Raw genomic sequence first — 24,108 nt, 5'->3', positions numbered from 1 at the left:
TGCTCTTGATTAAGCTGAGGAAATATAAGCGTATTAAGCTCTGTGGAAACCAGACAAAAAAATGTGAATCCGTTTTTCTTTAAATAAAACAAAACTGCCATTCGTTATTGTCCAGAAAAACAGATAATTTTGCACGACTAAATATAATTAGAGTATGCATAGAACAAACACTTGCGGAGAATTGACAATAGCAGACTTAGGTAAAGCGGTTACACTGAGTGGCTGGGTTCAAAAATCGCGCGATTTAGGCGGAATGACTTTCATAGATGTAAGAGATCGCTATGGCATTACACAATTAACATTTAATTCAGATGACGATGATTCCTTACGTGCTAGTGCACGTGAATTGGGACGTGAATATGTAATTAAAGTGACTGGAACAGTTATCGAACGTTCTAGTAAAAATTTAAAAATTCCAACAGGGGAAATTGAAATCAAAGTTTCTTCTTTAGAAATATTAAATTCGGCAAAAACTCCTCCATTTACTATCGAAGACGAAACAGATGGTGGAGAAGACATCCGAATGAAATTCAGATATTTAGACTTACGTCGTGCTCCTGTACGTGAGAACTTATTATTGCGTCATAAAACAGCACAAGAAGTACGTCGTTTTCTTGACGAACAGAACTTCATCGAGGTAGAAACTCCTGTTTTAATCAAATCTACTCCTGAGGGGGCGCGTGATTTTGTTGTTCCTTCACGAATGAATCCAGGAGAATTTTATGCATTGCCACAATCTCCTCAGACATTTAAACAATTATTAATGGTATCGGGCTTTGATCGTTATTTCCAAATTGTAAAGTGTTTCCGAGATGAAGATTTGCGTGCCGACCGTCAACCAGAGTTTACACAAATTGATTGCGAAATGTCATTTGTAGAGCAAGAAGATGTGTTAAATATCTTTGAGGGTTTAGCGAAACACTTATTCAAAAAAATCAAAAACATTGACCTAGGAGAAGTACCTCGTATGACTTATGCCGATGCGATGCGTTTGTATGGATCTGATAAGCCTGATATTCGTTTTGATATGCAGTTCGTAGAGTTAAACGAAGTTGCTCAAGGAAAAGGATTTCCTGTTTTTGATGCTGCAGAATTGGTTGTTGGTATCAATGCGGAGGGATGTGCTCATTATACACGTAAACAATTAGATGCCTTAACGGACTTTGTAAAACGTCCTCAAATAGGTGCTACAGGTTTAGTTTACGCGCGTTATAATGAAGATGGAACCGTTAAATCTTCTGTTGACAAATTTTACACGCCAGAACAATTATTAGCATTCGCACAGTTGTTCCAAGCGAAACCAGGCGATTTATTCTTAATGATGTCTGGTTCTAAAGATAAAGTTCGTAAACAATTAAACGAACTTCGTTTAGAAGTGGCAAATCAATTGGGATTACGTGACAAAAACAAATTCGCTCCACTATGGGTGTTGGATTTCCCGTTATTGGAATGGGATGAAGAATCGGAACGTTTCCACGCGATGCACCATCCTTTTACTTCTCCAAAACCAGAGGATATTCCGTTATTGGATACTCATCCTGGTGATGTCAGAGCAAATGCATACGATTTTGTTTTAAATGGAACTGAAGTGGGTGGTGGTTCTATCCGTATTCACGACCGTGAATTACAATCACTGATGTTTAAGCATTTAGGGTTTACGCCTGAAGAAGCTCAAAAACAATTTGGTTTCTTAATGGAGGCATTTACTTATGGCGCTCCCCCACATGGTGGTTTGGCATTTGGATTCGACCGATTGGTATCATTATTGGCGGGATTAGATTCTATTCGTGATGTCATCGCTTTCCCGAAAAATAACTCAGGAAGAGATGTCATGATTGATGCGCCCTCGACGATTCATCAAGATCAATTGGATGAGCTAAGTTTAAATTTGAACTTAAAAATTAAATAATTTGTTCTCAAAATGCGAGAAATAATTTATTAACGTTATATTTAAAAGTTGGTGATTTATTACCAACTTTTTTTGTAAAAATTAAAGAAATTAGATGTCAGTGAGCTCTGCAGATAAGTTTTTGAAAGAAAGTGCTACAAAATCTTTCGACAGTAAACATCGCGATATTATCAACTATAATATCGACAAATATAATATTGCTTTCGAAAAAGGTAAAAGTAAGTTTGTGAATCTGGAAAATTCCCGATTAGAAGCAAATTTAACGAAATGGCGCGCAATAGAGAATCTAGATAAATATCTGTTAGCATTTGAAAGCAAATTTACAGCGCGAGGTGGCAAAGTGATCTGGGCAAATAATGCAGAAGAGGCACGTCAAGAGATCTGGAAGATCATGGAAAAGAATAATGCGAAAAGTGTTATCAAATCCAAATCTATGGCTTCTGAGGAAATTGAATTGAATCATTTTTTAGAAAAAAAAGGAATTGAAGCCTTGGAAAGTGATTTAGGTGAGTTTATCATTCAATTACTGGATCAAAAACCTTATCATATTGTTACTCCTGCCATGCATTTAAGTTTGGCGGACATTGCCCAACTATTTAATGAAAGATTTGGTACACCACTTGAAGCAACTGCGGAAGAGTTGACAATGAAGGCTCGTGAATTGCTACGTGAAAAATATAAAACTGCGGATATTGGGATATCTGGAGCTAACTTTTTAATTGCCGATACGGGTAGCATTGCTATTACGGAAAATGAAGGTAATGCGCGCTTGACTACTGCTTTCCCAAAAATTCATATTGCTGTTGTTGGGATTGAGAAAGTATTACCATCCATCAATGATCTTGATTTATTCTGGCCACTCTTAGCCAGTCATGGAACGGGACAAAACCTAACGGTTTACAACACCTTATTAAGTGGGCCAAGACAAGCTTATGAGTCGGATGGACCTGAGGAAATGTATGTCGTTTTATTAGATAATGGTCGAACCAATCTCTTAGCGCAGAAAGATCAACGTCAGGGTTTATATTGTATTCGTTGTGGTGCCTGTTTAAATGTATGTCCGATCTATCAAAATATAGGGGGACATACTTATGAAACAACTTATCAGGGCCCAATAGGATCTCTTATCTCTCCTCACCTCAGTGGGATGAAAGAGTTTAAACACCTGAGCTATGCTTCATCGCTTTGTGGTAAATGTACGGAAGTTTGTCCTGTAGGAATTGATATCCAAAGAATGTTATTGTTAAACAGAAGAGATTCTGTAACGGAAGATTTAGCGCCTACAATAGAGAAAAAAGCTTGGAAGGGATTTACTTATTTAATCCAAAGAAGAAAGCTCATTGATTTATTTGGAGGTAAATTCAAAAACTTCTTTTTGGGCAAGTTTTTCAAAAAGACATGGGGAAATAATCGTCAGCTACCAAAACTGGCAGATAAATCTTTCTCCAAGCAATGGAAAGAGCAACAAAAAAATAAAGATTAACAAGATTGTAGCAATTGATTTGAAATCAATTGCTATTTTTTTTGTTAGTTTAGTGCGATCAATAATAACCTCATCTATTAATGGACGCACAAATAAAAAGAACTTACATCCCTTGGATTGATTTTTTAAGAATATTCGCTTGTTTTTTAGTCATTATCTGTCATAGTTGTGATGCATTTGTAGCATCTTTTGACAATAGTGTCTCTTTTCATACGGCTGTATTTATAGGGAGCCTTGTTAGACCTTGCGTACCTTTGTTTGCCATGATGTCTGGCATTTTACTGTTCCCGATCAAAACAGATCTCGCTACGTTTTATAAAAAACGCATTGGAAGGATCGTGATACCCTTGTTATTCTGGTCTCTAGTATTGCCAATTGCATTTGCCATTTATACCTATTTTGTAAAGACAAGTACAAATGGACTCTTATCTATTGAAAAATATTCCGTCCAAGGTACAGTGATGAAGATTTTTACTTCTATTTTCAATTTCAACTACGATACCACGCCATTATGGTACATCTATATGCTCATTGGCATTTATTTGATCATCCCCATTTTTGGTGCTTGGCTAGACAAGGCTTCTAAAAAGGATGTACAAATCTTTTTGGGATTCTGGATCGTATCCTTATTATTACCCTATATCAAAATGGTTGCTCCTACAGTAGGGTATACAGGAAACTACGACAACATGGGAATTTGGGGTGTCTGTACTTGGAACGAGTTTGGAACTTTTTACTATTTCTCAGGATTCATCGGTTACATTGTGTTAGCTTACTATTTGGTTAAGTTTCCATTAAACTGGTCTTTCAACAAAACATTAGCAGTTGCTATACCTTTATTCTTAATTGGGTTTGCGATTACTTTTTCTGGTTTTTTAATTACTCAAAAATATTTCCCTGCCAACTATGCCAATCTAGAAATTGTCTGGTATTTCTGTTCTATAAATGTGGCTCTGATGACTTTCGCTGTATTTATCATTTTTCAAAAATTAAACATAAGAGAATCGAAAATATTGAAAGACTGGTCGTCTGCAACTTTTGGGATATTCCTTTCTCATTTTATTATTGTGCAGATCATATCAGATTTATTTTTCAAAATGCCCTACATTCCTGCAGGTATAAAAATATTGATCATTGCAACGATTAGTTTTGTCTTAAGCTATTTAGTCACCAAAATATTTGACTCCAATACGATTACAAGAAGATTTGTAAAATAAAAAATGGCCCGTTTTCACAAACGGACCATTTTTAAAAACAACTTAAACTTAAAATCCTTTACACAGATTAACTATTTTTTGATACGGCTTCTTTTCTATTTTCTTCACCTTTTCTTCCATCGCTACCATTTCTTTCTATACGGTTCCGACGTGTTGGACGATCACCTTCTTTACGATTGTGACGTTGTTTACGATTTTCAGCAAAAGATTCTTTAAACAATTTTTGTTGATCCGGACTCAGGTTTTTCATTAATTTTTCACGTTGAGCCATACGATCCTTTTTCATACGTTCCATAGATTCTTTACGATTGGAAGCATATTCTTTGTCCTTCTTTGCTTGATCTAATTGCAATGAATAAATTTCTTTACGCTGTTTATCGGTAAATTTTAATTTTTCATCCATGCGATCGGTACGGAGTTGTGCAATTTCTTCTGCTGACTTTTTATCTAATTGGAATTCTTTTTTTACAAACCTACGATCTCCACGATCATTCTGATTTTTCACATTACCCTTTTCTTGTGCAAAACCAGCAAACATTAATCCTGATAGTGCCAAACTTAACATTAACTTTTTCATGTTATTTCTCTTTAAATTTTATTAACAATTTCTAACCGTTATTTTAATTTTAAATCCTCCAATTTACTGAGGTTTGTTAATAAGATGCTGAAAGCGAGTTAAAGTTTAAATTTGCTGATGTTAAAAAAGGTTAAAGCCAGTTTCAGTATAATTTTATTGCGAAATTGTGTTTAAACGAATGGGTAATGTATAGGCTACTCGCACTGTACGTCCATTTTGAATACCTGGTTTCCACTTCTTTGCTTTATTTAACAATTCCACCGCAGCTTTACCTGTACCGTAAGAAACATCTCTTTTAACCACAATATCCGTTAGTGAACCATCTTTCTCGACAACGAAGGAAACTTCTACGACACCATTTACCCCTTGTTGCAAAGCTGCTTCTGGATATTGATAATTCTCCCCTACCCATTTCATGAAAGCTTGTATTCCACCTTGTGGTGTTGGCATAATTTCAACACTATTAAAATCAACTATGGCGTCAGGATTTCCATTTATCGATCCTACTTTGGCACCAGTAATACCTCCATCCCGTTTTACAGCTCCAAACTCTCCCCTTGCAACGTATGTTCCATTTGGATTTGCTTTTAAACTCAAACGTGCCGACATTTTAGTTGATTTGTTTAATTCATCTTGTGTAACGACATCTTCCGTTACCAAGCTTCTGGGTGCCACTGTTGGTTCTACAAACCGAATTAGATCTTGCTTTGGTGGATCTTGCGCAATTTGCTGTGGTGCTTTTTCTTGTACAGGAATTGGTTCTTCAATTTTTTTCTCCTCGAATTTTTTTTCGATTTCTTCCAGTTTTCCCAAATCAATATTCGTTACTGTCTCCTGTACAAAAGGAGCATCAGCTTCCTTAAAATACCGATCGTAAACACCTTTCGATATAAGGGTAATGCCAATCAAAGCCGTTACTGTTATAATCGCCCAATTGGTGGCTTTGTTAGAAATCTTACGCAATTCATATGCACCATATGTTTGATTACGTCCCGCAAAAACGACTTCTAACCATTCATTTTTGTAAATATTCAATTTTGAGTTCCACATAGCTTTAAAAATTAAGTTTATATTTTATACTATGATGCACATTTAAAATAATTCCATAAGAATTAATAAATTTTTTCATTTAAAAAATTATCGTAATTTTAAAAACTAGATCTTGTTAAACTAATTTTTATGAATCAAAAAACTTCTCCTGCATTTGTTGCAGCTTCTTGGATTGCTTTAGCAGCAGGAACAATTGGATTTGCTCTTGGCTTATGGAGGGCAGAAATGCTATTGAATGAAAAAGGATATTATTTTACCGTTTTAATGTTTGGACTTTTTGCTGTTATTTCCTTGCAAAAAAGTGTTCGTGACCGTTTAGAAGGTTTTCCTGTTACAGATGCATATTACGGTATTTGTTGGTTTGGTACGATATTATCTATTGTACTTTTGGCAGTAGGTCTTTTCAATGCTACCATATTACCAAGTGAGAAAGGATTTTATGCGTTTGCCTTTTTATTAGCCATATTTGGTGCAATTGCAGTACAAAAAAATACACGGGACAATTTGGCCGCAAATCGACCTCCAGAAAGAAATCAAACGGATTAATTGATAGTTCAAGGCAAAAAAAGAGGAATTTTATAAAAATTCCTCTTTTTTTTATTACATATGCATGCGTGCTAATGGCCCCACATCTTGTCCGACAAAATCTTTGATTAAATATTTTTGATAACCGGCAATGGCTATCATAGCAGCATTATCGGTACAATATTCAAATTTAGGGATAAATACATTCCATTTATAACGCTCACCCATGGCTAATAATTCTTTTCGTAAGCCTGAATTAGCAGAAACTCCTCCAGCAATAGCGATATCTTTTACGCCTGTTTCTTTTGCTGCTTTCTTCAATTTATTCAATAAAATGGACACAATACGAGATTGAACAGAGGCACATACATCATCGATATGATCCTGTAAAAAATTAGCATTCAATTTTTCCTCCCGTTGTACCATATACAAAATTGCCGTTTTTAATCCTGAGAAACTAAAATCCAATCCTTGAATTTGGGGTTCTGGAAGTCTATAAGCTTCTGGATTTCCATGCTGTGCATGTTTATCAATTAAAGGTCCTCCAGGGTAAGGCAGGTTTAAAATCTTTGCTGTCTTATCAAATGCTTCTCCTGCAGCATCATCTAAAGTCTGCCCCAATATTTCCATGTCAAAATAGTCTTTCACCAAGACGATTTGCGTATGTCCTCCTGAAACCGTTAAACATAAGAATGGGAAACTAGGTTTTGGATCATCAATAAAATGTGCTAAAATATGTGCCTGCATATGATTGACATCAATCAAAGGGATGTTTCGAGCTAAAGCAAATGATTTTGCAAATGAGGTTCCAACCAATAAAGCGCCTAATAATCCTGGTCCGCGAGTAAAAGCTACTGCATCTATTTGATTTTTATGTATTTTTGCTAAGCGAATGGCCTCTTCAACTGTAGGTATAATATTTTGCTGATGTGCACGCGATGCTAATTCTGGGACAACTCCTCCGTATTTAGCATGAATCGCCTGAGTAGCAATCACATTTGAAAATATTTTACCATCGATACAAATTGAAGCAGAAGTTTCATCACAAGATGATTCGATACCTAGAATAACAGCCATAGCTTTGGGGTAATTAATATTGTACAAAAGTATCAAAAAAATAATTAAAATAGCACTGATCACATTGGCTAGCATACTCGTTTTGCTAGGTGGAGTGACGCTTTCTCTTCAATTAGAATCTGTTCAGAATTTTATTGCACGTCAGGCTGTTCATTATCTTTCAAAAGAATTAAATACAAAAATCGCCTTAAAAAGAATTTACTTAAAACCTTTTCAATCGCTGGTGTTAGAGGGGTTTGAACTATATGATCGAAAAGGTGATACCATATTAATCGCTGACGAATTAAATGCTGCGATAGATCTCAGTCAGTATTGGAATGATAATAAGGTTGTCATCAAGAAACTGACTTTGGATAATACAACAGCCAACTATCAAATTTACAAGGACAGTTCTAATATTAAATTCTTATTGGACTATTTTACTCCTTCAAAAAAAGATGAAAAGAAAACGAGTAAAAAACTTATTCTAGATTTGAAACAATTGAAATTGGTGAATAACCAATTTCGCTATATCAACCATACTAAAAAACATTATACAAAAGTTGTAGATTTTGGAGATCTGGATATTAAACACTTAAACGCAGAATTTGACAATATAAAATTTGATCATGACTCCATCTATGTGAAGATTAAACAGTTTAATTTAGTTGAAAAAAAGGGATTAAAGATAAAAGGTCTTACTGCAAACGCATTTGTGAGTAATAAAAAAATTGAGCTTGCGAACCTCTTTCTCACCACCAATAGGTCAACTATAAAAGATTATGTAAAACTAGAATTTAATGGTTTTGATGATTTTTCAGACTTCAACAATCGGGTTCATGTTCGTCTCAACATTAAGAATTCTTTTTTACATTCTGAAGATATTGCATTTTTCTCTTCGACGATGCATCAGGTCAGATTTGATTTAAAAATAAAACAGGCAAGTGCTCAGGGTAAAGTCAATCATATTTATGCAAAGAATATAAATTTAGAAACTGAAAAATCTACAAAAGTCATTGGAGATGTTCAAATAATTGGACTTCCTGATATTGAGCAAACGGATTTTAAACTGACAAACTTACATGTAACATCATCTTACGATGATCTGCAAAAAATTATTCCCAATCTCAGTAATAACAAAAATTTTAAGCTTCCGCAATTAGTCAAAACATTCAATACTCTTCAGTATGATGGGGATTTAAATGGTCAATACAATAATTTTCAGATTCAAGGATCGATCAAAACAGATTTAGGACTAGTCAGTACAAAATCTGTTTTGAACTTCAAAAATAAGATTCAGTATGCTGGATTATATCAGTCAAAGTCATTTGATTTAGGCAAGTTATTAGAGAATAAGCTATTAAAAACAACTGGATTTGATCTTAACTTAAAAGGTAGTGGCACTTCCTCTCAAACATTAGCATTGGATGTGAATGGAAAGCTAGAGAATTTTTTCTTTCGAGATTATACCTATCGTCAAATCCCTGTTAAAGGAATTATAAAAGATGAGAAATTTGTAGGATCTGGTGCAGTTATCGATCCAAATGCAACTATTGATTTCCAAACAGATATCAATTGGTCTAATCCTGCAATTCAGTACAACCTTTCTGCAGCTATTAAAAATACCAACCTCCATGCTATTCACTTATCAGCAAGGGATAGCATCATTGTTCAAAACACAACAATGACAACCAATCTAATGGGGGGCAACATCAATAATTTAGTTGGCGATTTAAAAGCAGAAAACATTAATTTTAGTACGCGTAAGGGTAATTTTCATATTAATGATATTTTATTTAAAGCAGAGGGAGATGAAAATAACAGGCTCTTAACACTTTCTTCTGACGTTGTGGATGCGACGCTGAATGGTCAAATTGATCTAAACACCATCATTCCTTATTTTAAAATGCTTGCCATGCGCTATGCGCCAGCAATTGGGTTTGAAGTAAGCAGCTATAATAATCAGAACTTTGAACTTCATCTTAACATTAAATCATTTGAGCCTATCGCGACTTTCTTTAAAAAAGAAATCAGTTTAGATAGTGGCGCAACGCTGCAAGCAAAATTTTCAAGTGAAGAACATAATGCGCAATTCAATTTATATAGTCCTATTTTTAAATATAGTGGGATTAAGGTATCGAATTTAATTGTTGATCAAATTTCTAATCCCGAATCCATGTCTGTTTTTGTTTCAGCAGATCGGATCAACTTAACAGATAGTACCTATATTAAAAACATAAATATTTCCAATGTTCTTGCGAACGATAGTTTACGATTCAATATGAAATTATCGGAACTGAATGCGAGTAATAATTTAGATCTCAATGGTGTTATTCGTTTTGCCAACCAGAAACCAGCCTATATCAACTTTGATCCCTCAACAATTATAATTAATAAAGATAAATGGGCTATAAAGCAGGAAGGTGAATTAAAAGTATCTAAGGGTAAATGGTACATCCAAAATCTTATTTTAAACCATGAGGAACAAAAGGTAAATCTAAATGGTGTATTGTCAAATGAAGAAAGTGATCAACTTAATATTGGATTCAAAGATTTTAATCTGAGTTCATTAAATGGAATCACAAAACCGTTGGGAATAAATCTGATTGGAGAAATGAATGGAGAGTTAGAAATCAATTCTATCTTTAAATCTCCTTATTTTATTGCCAATTTGCATACAAACCCAATCCTTTACAATCAACTTCCCATTGGTGAATTGAGTTTAAAAGCCAATTATGATCAAAATTCCAATCTAGTAAATCTGGATAGTAAAATTGAAGAGGGCAACAAACTCATTAAATTATCTGGAACTTATAATATCAAAGAGGAGAAGGATAAACTAAATTTGGAGGCTTCTCTTCAAAATACGGATCTCATCTTATTTCAACCCTTTTTAAAGTCGCTCATCTCAAACCTAAATGGGAAAACCAATGCAGACTTAACGATCAAAGGCGATATTCATAATCCTAAGATAAGTGGAAATGCTAATTTTAAAGATGCTGTATTTACCATCAATTATTTAAAAACACCTTACCATTTAAACGATAAGGTTATTGTCCTATCGAATGGTATTTTCCTACAAAACTTTAAACTGCTCGATCCTAAAAATAATGAGGCTACTATCAATGGTATGGTCGATTTGAATAAACTCTCGGATCCAACTATTGATGTTAAAATTAAAGCGAATAACTTTTTAACGCTGAATACGACAGTTAAAGATAATAATCTATATTATGGAACTGCTTATGCAACTGGTGACTTTAATTTCAAAGGATTAACTTCTGCGATTAATATCGACATCAAAGCGAAATCAAATGACAATACGGTCATCAATATTCCGTTCAATAGCACTATGACGATTAGTGATAATGACTTTATTTATTTCGTTTCGAATGATACCCTAAAGACGTCTGGATCAATAAAAAGAAAAAATTTCAATGGTATCACCATGAATATGGATCTTTCTGTTTCACCAAATGCTGAAATGAACTTATTCACATCCTTAGGAGGTCTATCTGGACGTGGAACTGGTAATATCAACATGAATATCTCTTCTTTAGGTGACTTTGAAATGTTTGGTGATTATGTCATTAATTCGGGTAAGTTTAATTTCAAAGCGCAGGATTATATCAATAAAATATTTAACCTTAAAGAAGGTGGAACCATTCGGTGGGCAGGAAATCCATCGGAAGCAAATATTAATTTAACGGCTATTTATCAACAAAGGACATCTTTATCTGCCCTTTATAATGCTGCTGGTCAAACGGACAATCCACAACGTGTATTGGCACAAGCAGACATGAATCTGAAAGGACAATTGAATCAACCTGAGATCAATTTTGATTTGAATTTCCCTCAAGATCCATACGTTAAAGATGAACTACAAGGTTATCTTTCTGATGTAAACAATGTCAATCAACAAGCATTGAGTTTGATCGTCCGTCGTAGTTTTACACCTGGCTCTCAAACAGATTTTGGAAAGGAAGTGAACAACACACTCTTATCTGCGGGAACTGAAATTGCGTTCAATCAATTGAATAATATCATTGCAGAATCATTAAATATTAACTTCTTTGATCTCAATATCAAATCCTTGAATGATGCTTCTGCTTCTTTACGATTATTCAATGATCGTCTGATTCTAACCGGAGGAATTACAGATAATAGAAACAATCAATTGAATGATTTAAATGTATTTTCAGATCGGGTATCTACAGATGCTGAAGCCTTATTTTATTTACGTAAGGATGGACGGCTTTTATTGAGAGGTTCTAACCGTTTGAATACACGCAATTTCTTAATCAATCCCAATGGTGAAGAGTATGTCAGTGCTGTTGGTTTAGTATACCGCCAAGAGTTCAATTCCTTTTCTGAATTCTTAAAGCGTATGTTTCCTTTTGGCAAGAAGAAAAAAGCTAAACAGCAATAGCTTTTTAATAAAAAATCCAAATTAGTTCTTTTTAATATGCATGCGCAATGATGAGGGTACCTTGTATTTCTTATAGTGGTTTTTTGCTACTACTGTTATAATTTCAGCCTTTATCATGGTTAGGTTATGCTGTTTGAATTCATGGGCTCTCACCGGATCTTATACAAAAGTTGTGGACTGTTTCTCTGGTTGAAGTGTTCCAAAGAGTCACTTCAATCTCCTTTGAAAACTTGGTCTCCAGACCGAAATACTATGGCATAAACGTTAGTGTTGGAAACTGCAAAAGTTATAGAATACGGGACACTATTATCCTTAAATCTATATGTTGTTGTCATTGTTCAGTTTTAGATTTCATTGGTTCTGCTCTATTCCCAGACAGAGACTTCGATTTTATACTGGGTTTAAGTGACCGCTGAAAGAGCGAACACTTAAACCAGAAAGACCATATTAAATCAGCCTCCAATTTCCAGTTCAGATCTACCAAATTATTTGCTGAGTCCACAATTTTTGAACTTGATCCCTTTCACATAGAAAGAATCCGCTAAACAAAAAAGCCTTTCCAGATTTTGGAAAGGCTTTCTATATTATTTTGAAGTGTACTGGATTACGCTAATTTTTCGAATGCAGCGTATTCAATCTCTTCTTTGTTAATTTTAATTTGACCTTTTAAGAATTCAAACACTTTAAGTGCTTTTGCTTCTTCGAACAAGCGGTTACCTTGTTCTTTATCTTGCAATAATTGAATCGCATATTGTGACAATTGCTCATCAGTAGGTTCTTCATTGATGTTGTACATTTTGATTTGCGCATAGATACGTTCTTTCGCTAAATTAATGACTTCATCATATTTTACTTCAAGATTATTTTCAGTAACAACACGGTTTTCAATAATTGTCCATTTCAAGTTGTTCAAGAAATCTGCAAAACCTTCATTCAACTCTTCTTCAGAGATGCTTGGGTTTGTTGCTTTTAACCATCTTTTCAAGAATTCTTCAGGGAAAGCTACAGCTACCTTCTCCATACCGAAAGTATACATATCATTACGTAAACGTTGGTCAGAATTTTGTTTGAATAAGTTTTCAACTTCTTCTTTTACTTTTTCTCTGAATTGAGATTCTTCTGTTACTTCACCTTCTGCGAATAGTTTATTGTAGAATTCTTGATTCAAATCAGATTCTTCTAAACGGTTAATGTTCTTAACAGTCAATTCAAATTTAGTTACATCTAATGCTTCTACTTCTTCCTCTGTGATCCCTAAGATACGAGCAATGTCTTCAGCTTTGAATGCTTTTTTGATATCGATTTTTACAACATCATCTTGTTTAAGACCTACTAAAGATTTTTTAATCTTAGCATCTTCAATAATATCAGTACGTACTGAAGTTGTTTTTTCAATACCTTCTTCTTTATCCTGTTTCAAGTTAGCGTATAATACATCGCCTTCTTCAGAAACTTCAGGATTTGTCATTTTACCGTAGCTACGACGTAAGTTTTTAATACGAGAAGCTAAAGTTTCCTCGTCAGCTTTGATTTCGTACTCTTTGAATTCAGCATCTTTCGTGAAAGGATTTACAAATTCTGGAGCTAAACCAATTTCATAAGCAAATTGGAAAGTGTCTTTATAATCCCAGTTATACTCAGCAGTTTCTTCTAAAGGAAGTGGTTGACCCAATACTTCTAATTTGTTTTCACCGATGTATGCTGTAATTTTTTCATTAACAACTTTGTTGATCGTATCAAACAAAATTGATTTACCATAAGTACGTCTAATGTGAGCGGTAGGTACTAAACCAGGACGAAATCCAGGTAATTTAGCTTTCTTAGCTTGATCCTTGATTTCTTTGTCTACTTGAGGATTATAATCTTCAGGCGCTAAATCAACTTTAATTACTGCGTTGATTGCGTCAACTTTTTCGTGTGAAATGTTCATACTCTTTCTAAGCGTTTACGCATTATTTTGATAAAAAAAATCCTCCCGAGGATTTAAATTCGGGAGGACATTCAAGTGCGGAAGAAGGGACTCGAACCCCCACGCCTTGCGGCGCCAGATCCTAAGTCTGGTGCGGCTACCAATTACGCCACTTCCGCATTAGGATTTCTTGTGGCACAAAGATAGAAACCTAATCCATATTCTGCAAGTCTTTTTTCAATAATTTCTATTATTTCTTCATTTATTTTTCGTTCTCAAAAATAAATTTGCATAATTCATTCTTATTCATTTACTTTGAATAACAAAGTACTTTTATGAAACAAGAAGATTTAGTAAAAGAAATAGCAAGCATTCGAAATTTAATGGAGAAATCAAGCAAATTTATCTCTATTAGCGGAATTTCAAGCGTTCTCATTGGCATGTATGCACTACTCGGCGCAGCTTATGCTTATTACGAAGTATATGGTTTTGACAGCCAAGCTGGGTATCGAGATCATTATGTCACCGAACCAATTATCATTGTCAAGCTTCTGATAACTGCAGCTGTTGTTTTATTGGCTTCTGTATTTACGGGAGTATATATGGCGAAGAAAAAAGCAAAAGCCAATCAACAAAGTATCTGGAATACGGCGAGCCGTTCCCTACTTTTTGCAATGGCCGTACCTCTTATCGCAGGTGGTCTGTTTGCTCTAATTTCAATTTTCAAAGAAAACTATGCAGTCGTGGCGTCCATCTTATTGATTTTTTATGGCTTGGCCCTGACCGCAGGAAGTAACTATACATTTAAAGAAATAAAAGGGTTAGGAATTTTAGAAATTGTGTTAGGACTGTTAGCTTTGCTCTTCCCTGGAAATGGCATTATTTTTTGGTCTTTGGGATTTGGTGTATTGCACATCATCTATGGAATAATCGTTCATAAAAAATACGAATAGTGGATTTCGATTTAACATTATATAATAAAATATTTGAAAATAAAGTTCGCCTACAAATCATGAGTGTGCTGATGGCGAATGACGAATATGATTTTAATTCATTAAAAGCAATTTTGGATGTCACAGATGGCAACCTAGCTTCTAATTTAAAAACGTTAGAAAAAGAAAATTATATCGAAGTTTTTAAAATGTTTGTGGATAGAAAACCAAATACACGTTACAGAAGAACCAAACAAGGTGAAAAAGCTTTTGAAGATCACTTAAAAGCACTTGAAAATTTGATTAAACAGCAGTACAAATAATTTTTTTGACTATTAACTTTGAAAAACAAAGTACTTTTAAAAAAGAAAGAATGAAAATAAGATTAAATATCATGTTAGCCTTATACAATGCTAGCCAAAAGGTTTACATGCAACTATTCAAGCGTCAGAAAGCTGCCTGGGATATCTCAAAGGAAGACTTTCTACAGTTCCCCAAGCATTCACTTGGTTATCAATTGGGTCTTTTCTATCAAGAAAAAGGATTCGATGTCATTCCTAAATTAGAAAATCATGATGTCTTTCATGTGATTACAGAAACTGGCACTGAGATTCATGATGAAGTTGCGATGCAATATCTATTACTGGGTAATGGAAAAATTAGTGCATATCAATTCGCCATGATTGGCATCGGAACCTGTATTTATCCCGAATATGTTAAAACATACATCAAAGCCTTTTTAAAAGGAAGCAATATGCAACGGTTCTATGATTTGGAATTTAAAAATTTATTACGAATTCCTCTTCCCGAAATCAAAAGCTCGTTAAATTTTGACCTTAAAAATCATCTTCAACAGTATTACATCACAATATTATAAATCTTAAAGATCATGGAAACAAATAAAACATCCCTATTCGATCGTATTAGTAATTCAATTTTTGCAAAATTGAGTGTTATTTTCATACTTGTACTCTTACTTTTAATTCCTTTATTTTGGGTAAAGGAACTGATCGAAGAAAGGAAGAGTCGACAAGAAGAGGTGAGTCAAGAGATTGCCTTTAAATGGGGAAATCAACAAGTCATCTCAGGACCCATTTTTGCCATTCCCTATCAAACGGCGCAACAAGTGGTCGTGAATGAAAGTAATAAGATATCGACCAAAAACACGTATGTAACAAACTATGTGTACTTATTACCAAAATCGCTACAGATCAATAGTCTGGTTTTGCCAGAATCACTGAAAAGAGGCATTTATCAAAGTGTTGTGTACAATGCTCAGCTGGATCTGAAAGGTTCTTTTGATGCGATTGATTTTAGTAAACTCGAAGTTTCTCCTGCAGATTTAGAGTGGAAAAATGCAAAGATATTAATTGGCTTAAGTGATCTTAAAGGTTTGGGGGCCTCTCCTTTTCTTCAGATCAATGATCAAAAAATTGAATTTGAAACGAATATGTCGGCTTTAGATCCTTTTGAAAAAAACATGGTCGCTGCTATTGATCTGAATCAATCGAAGACAACGACAGGGAATTTTCAAATTAAATTTAACCTGCGGGGATCTCAATCGATCAACTTCTTTCCGCTCGCAAAGCAAACCACTATTCATGCAAAAGGAAATTGGGGAAACCCAAGTTTCAATGGTGCCATTTTACCTGATGACAGAAAAATAACAGCTCAAACTTTTGATGCAACTTGGAATATCCCAAGCTTCAGTCGTAAGTTAGCACAACAATGGACAGGAGATGTGAAACGACTGTATGAAATCAACAACAATTATGAGATCAACAGCAGCAGTGAGGACAACTATACTGTCACCACTAATCAAACCGAAGCTACAGTTGCAGTTGCTACAGACAACAATACCGCATCGGAAAAAGATATGATTCAAATCAACTTCTTAGATGAGGTTAACAATTATCAAAAAACAACTCGTGTAGCAAAATATGGGATCCTGATTATCATTCTCTCTTTTACAGCTTTATTTTTTACAGAAATTATCAAAAAACAACGTATTCATTTTATCCAATATATGTTGATTGGTTTTGCTATGGTATTGTTCTACTCGCTCTTGTTAGCGATCAGTGAACATTTAGGATTTAATATTGCTTATTTATTAGCTGCTATTGCTACCATTGTATTAATTGCTTCGTTTGTTAAAACCATTACCAAAGACAACAAATCTGCACTTTTATTTTCTGCTATTTTGAGCACTTTTTATGTTTTTATATATGTATTGATGCAATTACGCGATCTTTCTTTGATTGTAGGAACCGTTGGTATATTCATCATTCTTGCTGTATTGATGCGTTTATCGACCAAGATCAATTGGGATCAAATAGAAAGGAAATAATCACATGAAAAGCATTGTTTATATGAAGATGTATGTGACTTTTATTTACATCTACTTCAAAAAAAGTGGTCATTACTTTCATTAATGAAGCCATTTTTTAATAAGGCGAAGCTGTTATTTCAGATATAGATAAAACTGAAAACAATAGCACTCATTTAATATTGAAGATATTAAGTATATAAAAAGCTAGTGGAAAATTATCATCCACTAGCTTTTATTTTAACTGGTGTTAAGTTAGAATTTTATGGATTAGATAGTCGTGTCTTAAAAATTCCATTTTAAGACACGACTAATTACTTAGGATCTTTCTTATGATTAATTCATTGTCAATATAATAGTTGAAGTTCTTTATATTTTCATCGTACACAAAGGAATATTATCCTTACTTAAATATGACCTTTTTTTAGTTTTTTTTTATAAATCAAGCCAATAACATTAATAATTAGAGATAGGTTTTCATTGATTATATCAATTTATTATAATATTTTTAATTAAAATTAGAGGGTTCTATTTATTTTTAATATTATTAGTTTGATTTCATTTTGCGACATTTCCACTTAAGGATATTTATGCAATATGTATAAAACTATAATTTTCTAACAATTTGTTAAGTTTGATAATATATAATATGGAGACAAAAGCCACATCCTAGATGTGTTGGACGACTTATCAAGTTCATTAAACCTAAAAATCTTCTAGCAATATGAATCTAAGAAGAATAAAAGCAATATATGACAAAAATACAATTACAGTTTATCAAGCATTCAATAAAAAGATTGCTTACTCAGCAATAGAGAGCCAAACTTTTATAGACCCTCCGTTCAAAAAGAAAAGAATGACTTGGATCAAACCTTCATTCTTGTGGATGATGTATCGTTCAGGTTGGGCAACTAAAGAAAATCAAGAACACATTTTAGCAATAAAGATAAAGAGGAGTGGTTTTGAATGGGCTTTACAGAATGCATGTCAATCCCACTTCGACAACAACATTCATACATCTTGCAAGGACTGGAAAGAAAAATTACAAAATTCAGTTATACGTATTCAATGGGATCCGGAAAAAGACATTTTCCTTAAACCTCTAAACTACCGTTCTATTCAAATTGGGTTATCAAGTATCGCGTTAGAAAAATATATTGATGATTGAATTGTAAGTATTGAGGATATTACAGAGTATTGCAAACAAATTCATCAACTTGTCAATGAAAATAAGATCAATCAGGCAAAGGATTTATTGCCGAATGAACAACCTTATCCTTTATCTAAAAAAATCGCTTTAAAAATTAGCTCTTATTAATAACTTGGTGGAGTTGAAATAATGCATTTTCTTTTATTATAAAATCATCAGAGTTAGATAATAATTCCAACTTTTGTATTGCTTCTGGTGTATTAATATCACTCAAAGCCCACATGCATTTTTTCGCTAAAGCACGCATATCATCATAATCAGGTACATTGACAGCTATCTCATATAATTTGTCTATACTCTTAGGGTCTTTAATTAGTTCTAAAACGCTGACAATATCTTCTTCTGAAATATGCCATTTCTCATCTAGAAGCTGTAATAAAATATTTGTATAATCACGATCTGCTCCATCATTGCAAATAACCGCAAGCGTATTACATAACCCTTTCACATTTTTATTAGAAAAATTATCTTCCAATAAAGAAAGTGTTAGGCTTTTAAAACGAAAAAGATGACCTTGTGGAAATTGATCCCAATAATTGTCAAAATAATCTGTCCTATTTAATAGTCCATTGTAAAACTTCCAAAAATCAAACATTATGGTATTGCTTTAAAACTATGTATCCAAGTATTAAAAATATGTGTATTTGACTGTATGTTTATATTAAGTTCTCCATAATAAGTTTCCCCAACTAGTCCATCCGTTGCTATTTGCTATAGTTCTATGTATTGCACTCCTCTTATTAAAGTAATTCACTGTACATAGTGCTCATATCGAGTTCAACATGTACATCATAGTCAGAATTTTGAAAGTATAATCGTGAATAAGTCTAACTAGAAGAAATAAACAATTTCTTTCCACGTATGTTATACCGATATTACTTTCTAATGTACAAATTCAGCATTTGATATAGCTCGATAAAATGAACTTACCATCTTAATGACGTCAATTAATATTGTTTGTCGCTATGAAATGTAATATCTAGTAAATTTCTTCATAAGGTTTTCCCTGCCCTAATTTACAAACATAATACTCACCATTTTTTATTTTTAATCGAGTAAACTTTTGTTTATCTATAATTCTATCATTCATTTCTTCTTTCAATGCTGGACGCACTTCAATTATCTCAGTAATATGTAAAGATATAGATTGTCCGTTTTGAGACATCAAAATTCTACTATTAGTGAGCAAAAAACCAATTCAACAAGTCTGAAAAGTAAATAAGCAATGGCTTCTCATTCTCTTCTAATTGAGAAAATAAACTATTATAATCCTTTTTGTTTGTTTTTCAATAATCTTCGTATTGGAACTTTCACTGCCTATTCTTTTGAAAATTGATATAAATATTGATGATTTATCAATAGTGTTCGTGGTAAATTTATCTTAAAATTTTCTGTAAAAAAACGCCACTACCTGATTGATTCAAAAGAATAACCAAAATGTCTAGCGATATTGGGATTAAGGAAACCTTTATTAATTACAGAAGATTCATATATTGAAATTTTATGAATAATCATACAACTTAGAAGAGTTTTCAATATACAATTCAAGAAACTCTTCAAGTGATTTAACAATTGGTTTAAATGTTTTGTCATCTGGAATAATTCCTATTAAATAACTCCCATCTTCTTTTACCTCAAAACCATACAGCCAACTCTTATGCATATATTCAGAAAATATGAAAATTTTATCCTTATCTTTTATATCGCATTTTTCACTTTCTTTTTCAGCAGAAATAATAGCTTCAATTGGATAAAACAAAAAACCTTCATCATCTATTTCATTAGGATAAAAATTTTGCATTCCATTTACCCTTTCATAAAATTCTTTAAAGTCATTTGGCAAGATTAAAGAATTATTTTTTTCAATATTGTCAATTTCTTGTTTTGTTTTTGTATATATAATTATATTCTGTTTTTTCCAAAACTCAACGAGTTGATTAATTACTAATAATATTCTTTTTAATCCCATAAGTTTAATATTTTTTCCATCATTTCTTTTCTGTGTGCTAACTGGGTATTCTTTAACTTATCACCTGCCTTGGCTAGCGAAGCAGAATATTTACTCAATTGATCCTGTACCCAAGATTTAGTTAGTCCCTGTTTTACCCATCCCCGTAATTGTGCTTTTGTAAGGTTCTTAGTAATATTAATAGTTTGTTGAACTGCTTCAATGCTCTGTTTCTCACCCCAACCAATAATTCTACCCATCTGAGCAGAGGTTAACCCTGCCTTAGATATCTTTCCGCCTAAATTCAATCTTCTACTAAACTGACCGTAAGCTCCAGTTGCAAAAGCAAATGATTCTTCTCTAGCAGCATTACCCATATTTTGGTAAATATACCCCATAGTCCCATCCTCTTCCAAAACTTCCAATGCATTTTCCATGTTCTTAATTTCACGCCCTGCAATTAGTTTGGTAAACTCTATCCAAGTTGGGTTTGACATCCAAATGTCTAACCAGTTAGGAGGTGATGTGTCCTTTACTGGAGGATCTTGCTGATTACCTCCTTGTTCATAATATTCCATTGTTTGGGCAAAGGAGACATTCTCTCCGCTTTCATCATCTGTATATACGCCCTTATTACCCTTATCATGCTCCTCCCAATTATACATTGGAGCCATTCCATCAGGATCTATAAACCTTATCGGATTATTAAATGCGTAATTGTAAGGCGAATGTCTACGCATTCGTTCTGCCATCGGATCCATCACATTCCACCTACCGATCTCTGCATCATAGAACCTTGCCCCGTAATCGTACTGACCTCCAAGCTCGCCCTGAATTTCTTTGCCATTATAAAGATACTTATTATTTCCACCTGCGACAACCTTTTGCTTTCCAAATGGATAATAGTTGTCACGTTGCAATACATCTACTCCTGTCGCTGTACTTCCTCGTTTGAGCGTAGTCCGAGCATTACCTAGATGATCGGTCAGGTTGTAATGATAGATATAATTTGCGCCACTCTTAAGTGCATAACCCACCCCATTGTGGATGATATCGATATCGGCGCCATTGTACTCGATGCCATCTACATAATCTCTCGTGGTAGTGATTACCGTAGTTGTGCCTACCTTAGCTGTCTTCTTGAGCTTGGTACCTGTGGCATCATACAGATAAGTTACTGCGGTACCCGTTTTTGAAGCACTCTGTGGTAAGTTAAGATAGTTATAGGTGAAGATCATATCTGTCCTATCTTTGGTCGCATTTCCATTACCATCATAGGTATAGGTACCTTTAACCCCACCTGTTAGATCAGTTAGCTTATTACCATTATAAGTGTAGGTTGTAACAGTCGAAGTATCGCGCTTCAATGTCTTGATATTGCCCATACCAAGATCATCATACGTAATTACCTCAGACATGCTCGTAGCTCCTGTCGGAGTACTTACTCCACTCAATAGCCGATTGAGCTTGTCGTATTGATAACTGAACGTATTCGGTAGAGTCGCCGCATCATCATCCCCCCAGAGCTGCTGGCTGATGTTGCCGTTCCACTGCGGATTGACACCATCCTGGTACTTCAGCTGCTGACTGAACTTCGGTGAACTGCTCTTCGTTAACCATCCTCGCTCATTATAGCTGAAGGAGATGGTATTGATAAAGGTTGTCTCCGCCCCTGCCTTACCTACGGCAGTGTTCTTCAGCTGACCAATTTCATTATAGTCGTTAGAAGCCAATATTACCTCTGCCTGTGTACCAATCTTCTCTTTTGTGCTGACCAATCTTCCAACATGGTCGTATTCATTTTTCGTCAGGATCGTAGTCGCAGTTCCTGTTTTTGGGGTATGCACTCGTGTACTAGTCTCCAGTTCACCCATGAAACTATAAGTATTGGTAGTATAATCTTTGCCGTCTAGATGATTGGCAGAAGCTGTCTGTGCCACCCTGCTATAATCATCATAGTATAGAACGGTTAACAGTGGCAGCGTTCCATCAATTTTGTACACTTTGGTTCCTGTCCGTAATGATTGTACCCTCTGGCTCTGCGTAGTGATGGTCGCAGGAAGCGTGGTTGCCCCTGTGAAACTGTAATCATCGTAATAATTGATGACATGCGGTATGATTGTAATCCCTGTACCTGTTATCGGAAAGGTCGTCGCAAGAGCAGGATAATCAGCTCCTATACGCGTTTCCCACAATGGTCCTGAGTCAGTATTGACCAATGTCTGCATGTCATTTAACGTCGTCTTCACCGTATTGGTGTAGAGTCCGGTAGAAGTAATACGTCCAAAGGCATCATAACGGTTATAGATCCACTCCTTACGGACACGCTGTAGACTATCTTGGCTGAGCACTAATTGATCATTTTTATTGTAAACCAAATATTCCCAACCTTTACCCGGGATCTTTTTCTTGATCAGCCTTCTTCCTTTATCGTATTTATAGGCGTAAATGTATTTGTCAAAATTAGGATCGGTCACCAGTTCTGTAAAACTTGATGCAGTCACTGCTGGTGGAATCGCATAGGAAAGTTCACCAAAATCATCATAGACATAATAGGTATTCAGCGCTTTGGTCTCTGTTTCCCAGACTCGTTTGAGCACTACTCGTCCTTCAAGATCCTTGTATTCATCCACTGATCCGGTACGGGTAGTGATATTAACTGCATTCTCATCTCTGAGCGTAGTCCGGTAGAGTTTGCCTGCTGCGTAATTGGTCGTACCAGAAGCTCCGTTTGTCCCAACTGTCCATAATTTGACTACATCGAGTCCTGTAGTGGCATTCGTGCCATAAGTAGTTTTCAATGTATGCCCTGTCCCTGCTACAGCCAATGGTTGCCATGCTGCTCCAGGTGCCCCCTGTTCCTGCACACGGTTCAAAGAGCTGTTCTCAAAAATGGTAACAGCAAAAGGCTGATCGGTTTTCTTAACATGACTATCCCAGCCTGTGCTCTTATAAAAGTTGGCCTGATTGATTTTGGCAACAGCTTTGTAACTGCCGTCATTGCTTGTTTGTTCAGCGTAGGGAAGATATTTCATACTTTCCCTACCAAAACCATCATACTCAACATACTGAACAACATCCCTTTTTGTTGGGCTTCCTTTGGTAGAAATTGATTGAACTTTCCTTCCCAATCCATCAAAATAATCGATCTGTTGAATCTGATCATCTGTGGTGGGGCTTGTTAGGCGAGTATTATAAGGTTTCCTATATATATTGGTAATGGTATAGTTCTGATCAACACTCGGTGTAGAATTTAGAGCCTGAGGGGCTAGGCTACTGATGAAGATCCTCACATTTTGACCTGAAGCGATGTAAAATCCAGATTCCAGCACGATACTTCTAGTAGCAGAGATCTCGTTCTGACCGCTATAAGTCTTCAGTGCTATGTCCTGACCAAATGATTGACTTATTGAAATATAGCAAAAGGTAAAAACTAAAAAACATAATTGGCGCATACTCTTCTATTTTAGGCTTTTATACCCATTATTAACTTTATCTTGGTTATTATTTATTTGTATTAAATCTAATGATTAAGCA

Annotated in this window: 18 protein-coding genes and 1 tRNA gene; 10 read left to right on the top strand and 9 right to left on the bottom strand. The window is 34.6% G+C overall.

Going from position 1 to position 24,108, the window contains the following annotated elements; translation table 11 throughout:
• Positions 1 to 154 precede the first annotated feature (154 nt).
• The 3 genes from aspS (at position 155) to LZQ00_RS01275 (ending at position 4,609) form a co-directional block, all read left to right on the top strand.
• On the top strand, positions 155 to 1,909 hold the full coding sequence (aspS, locus tag LZQ00_RS01285; protein WP_234511240.1) for an aspartate--tRNA ligase: 1,755 nt from the start codon (positions 155 to 157) through the stop codon (positions 1,907 to 1,909).
• Between the two features lie 94 nt (positions 1,910 to 2,003).
• Complete coding sequence (locus LZQ00_RS01280; RefSeq protein ID WP_234511238.1) at positions 2,004 to 3,392, top strand: LutB/LldF family L-lactate oxidation iron-sulfur protein; 1,389 nt, start codon at positions 2,004 to 2,006, stop codon at positions 3,390 to 3,392.
• 80 nt (positions 3,393 to 3,472) lie between these two features.
• Positions 3,473 to 4,609, top strand: a complete 1,137-nt coding sequence (locus tag LZQ00_RS01275; protein ID WP_234511236.1) for an acyltransferase — start codon at positions 3,473 to 3,475, stop codon at positions 4,607 to 4,609.
• A gap of 67 nt (positions 4,610 to 4,676) precedes the next feature.
• Here LZQ00_RS01275 and LZQ00_RS01270 read toward each other — a convergent pair whose 3' ends face one another.
• Both LZQ00_RS01270 and LZQ00_RS01265 read right to left on the bottom strand, forming a co-directional pair.
• The gene (locus LZQ00_RS01270; protein ID WP_234511234.1) at positions 4,677 to 5,186 is read right to left on the bottom strand and encodes a hypothetical protein; all 510 of its coding nucleotides are present in this window, start codon (positions 5,184 to 5,186) and stop codon (positions 4,677 to 4,679) included.
• A gap of 153 nt (positions 5,187 to 5,339) precedes the next feature.
• On the bottom strand, positions 5,340 to 6,236 hold the full coding sequence (locus tag LZQ00_RS01265) for an energy transducer TonB (protein ID WP_234511233.1): 897 nt from the start codon (positions 6,234 to 6,236) through the stop codon (positions 5,340 to 5,342).
• A 129-nt stretch (positions 6,237 to 6,365) separates the two neighbouring features.
• Between LZQ00_RS01265 and yiaA the strand changes: the two genes are divergently transcribed.
• On the top strand, positions 6,366 to 6,782 hold the full coding sequence (gene yiaA / locus LZQ00_RS01260; RefSeq protein ID WP_234511231.1) for an inner membrane protein YiaA: 417 nt from the start codon (positions 6,366 to 6,368) through the stop codon (positions 6,780 to 6,782).
• Between the two features lie 54 nt (positions 6,783 to 6,836).
• Here the strand turns inward: yiaA and tsaD are convergent, their stop codons facing one another.
• On the bottom strand, positions 6,837 to 7,838 hold the full coding sequence (gene tsaD, locus LZQ00_RS01255) for a tRNA (adenosine(37)-N6)-threonylcarbamoyltransferase complex transferase subunit TsaD (protein ID WP_234511230.1): 1,002 nt from the start codon (positions 7,836 to 7,838) through the stop codon (positions 6,837 to 6,839).
• 64 nt (positions 7,839 to 7,902) lie between these two features.
• Here tsaD and LZQ00_RS01250 point away from each other — a divergent pair, with 64 nt between their 5' ends.
• Positions 7,903 to 12,246, top strand: coding sequence for a translocation/assembly module TamB domain-containing protein (locus LZQ00_RS01250; protein ID WP_234511228.1), 4,344 nt, complete (start codon positions 7,903 to 7,905; stop codon positions 12,244 to 12,246).
• A 604-nt stretch (positions 12,247 to 12,850) separates the two neighbouring features.
• On the opposite strand, the gene LZQ00_RS01245 is transcribed toward LZQ00_RS01250, so the two are convergent.
• A complete protein-coding gene (locus LZQ00_RS01245) occupies positions 12,851 to 14,176 on the bottom strand; it encodes a trigger factor (protein ID WP_234511226.1) in 1,326 nt (441 codons plus the stop codon).
• A 76-nt stretch (positions 14,177 to 14,252) separates the two neighbouring features.
• Positions 14,253 to 14,334 (bottom strand) — tRNA-Leu (locus LZQ00_RS01240).
• Between the two features lie 156 nt (positions 14,335 to 14,490).
• On the opposite strand from LZQ00_RS01240, the gene LZQ00_RS01235 reads away from it, so the two are divergent.
• From LZQ00_RS01235 to LZQ00_RS01215, 5 genes are all read left to right on the top strand, one after another.
• Positions 14,491 to 15,108 carry a hypothetical protein gene (locus tag LZQ00_RS01235; protein ID WP_234511224.1) on the top strand — a complete coding sequence of 206 codons (618 nt, stop codon included), beginning with the start codon at positions 14,491 to 14,493 and terminating at the stop codon, positions 15,106 to 15,108.
• Positions 15,108 to 15,410, top strand: coding sequence for a winged helix-turn-helix domain-containing protein (locus tag LZQ00_RS01230; RefSeq protein WP_234511223.1), 303 nt, complete (start codon positions 15,108 to 15,110; stop codon positions 15,408 to 15,410). Before LZQ00_RS01235 ends, LZQ00_RS01230 begins: the two co-directional genes overlap by 1 nt.
• A gap of 50 nt (positions 15,411 to 15,460) precedes the next feature.
• Positions 15,461 to 15,964: a hypothetical protein gene (locus LZQ00_RS01225; protein ID WP_234511222.1), complete on the top strand. Its 504-nt coding sequence runs from the start codon at positions 15,461 to 15,463 to the stop codon at positions 15,962 to 15,964.
• Between the two features lie 12 nt (positions 15,965 to 15,976).
• Entirely contained in the window at positions 15,977 to 17,434 is a 1,458-nt protein-coding gene (gene creD, locus LZQ00_RS01220; RefSeq protein ID WP_234511221.1) for a cell envelope integrity protein CreD, read from the top strand.
• A 703-nt stretch (positions 17,435 to 18,137) separates the two neighbouring features.
• Positions 18,138 to 18,581 carry a DUF4291 domain-containing protein gene (locus LZQ00_RS01215; RefSeq protein WP_234511219.1) on the top strand — a complete coding sequence of 148 codons (444 nt, stop codon included), beginning with the start codon at positions 18,138 to 18,140 and terminating at the stop codon, positions 18,579 to 18,581.
• A 136-nt stretch (positions 18,582 to 18,717) separates the two neighbouring features.
• Here LZQ00_RS01215 and LZQ00_RS01210 read toward each other — a convergent pair whose 3' ends face one another.
• The 4 genes from LZQ00_RS01210 to LZQ00_RS01195 all read right to left on the bottom strand — a co-directional run bounded on the left by LZQ00_RS01210 (position 18,718) and on the right by LZQ00_RS01195 (position 24,026).
• Positions 18,718 to 19,218 (bottom strand): HEAT repeat domain-containing protein, encoded by a 501-nt coding sequence (locus tag LZQ00_RS01210; RefSeq protein WP_234511217.1) that lies wholly within the window; start codon positions 19,216 to 19,218, stop codon positions 18,718 to 18,720.
• A 384-nt stretch (positions 19,219 to 19,602) separates the two neighbouring features.
• On the bottom strand, positions 19,603 to 19,788 hold the full coding sequence (locus tag LZQ00_RS01205; RefSeq protein WP_234511215.1) for a hypothetical protein: 186 nt from the start codon (positions 19,786 to 19,788) through the stop codon (positions 19,603 to 19,605).
• 336 nt (positions 19,789 to 20,124) lie between these two features.
• A complete protein-coding gene (locus LZQ00_RS01200; RefSeq protein ID WP_234511214.1) occupies positions 20,125 to 20,592 on the bottom strand; it encodes an SMI1/KNR4 family protein in 468 nt (155 codons plus the stop codon).
• Positions 20,583 to 24,026 carry a DUF6443 domain-containing protein gene (locus tag LZQ00_RS01195; protein WP_234511212.1) on the bottom strand — a complete coding sequence of 1,148 codons (3,444 nt, stop codon included), beginning with the start codon at positions 24,024 to 24,026 and terminating at the stop codon, positions 20,583 to 20,585. Before LZQ00_RS01195 ends, LZQ00_RS01200 begins: the two co-directional genes overlap by 10 nt.
• Positions 24,027 to 24,108: the final 82 nt, after the last annotated feature.

Origin of the sequence: Sphingobacterium sp. SRCM116780, assembly GCF_021442025.1 — a bacterium.
Taxonomy (GTDB): Bacteria; Bacteroidota; Bacteroidia; order Sphingobacteriales; family Sphingobacteriaceae; genus Sphingobacterium.
Note: the sequence above shows the minus strand (reverse complement) of the source record. Positions and strands in the feature narration are given on the sequence as shown.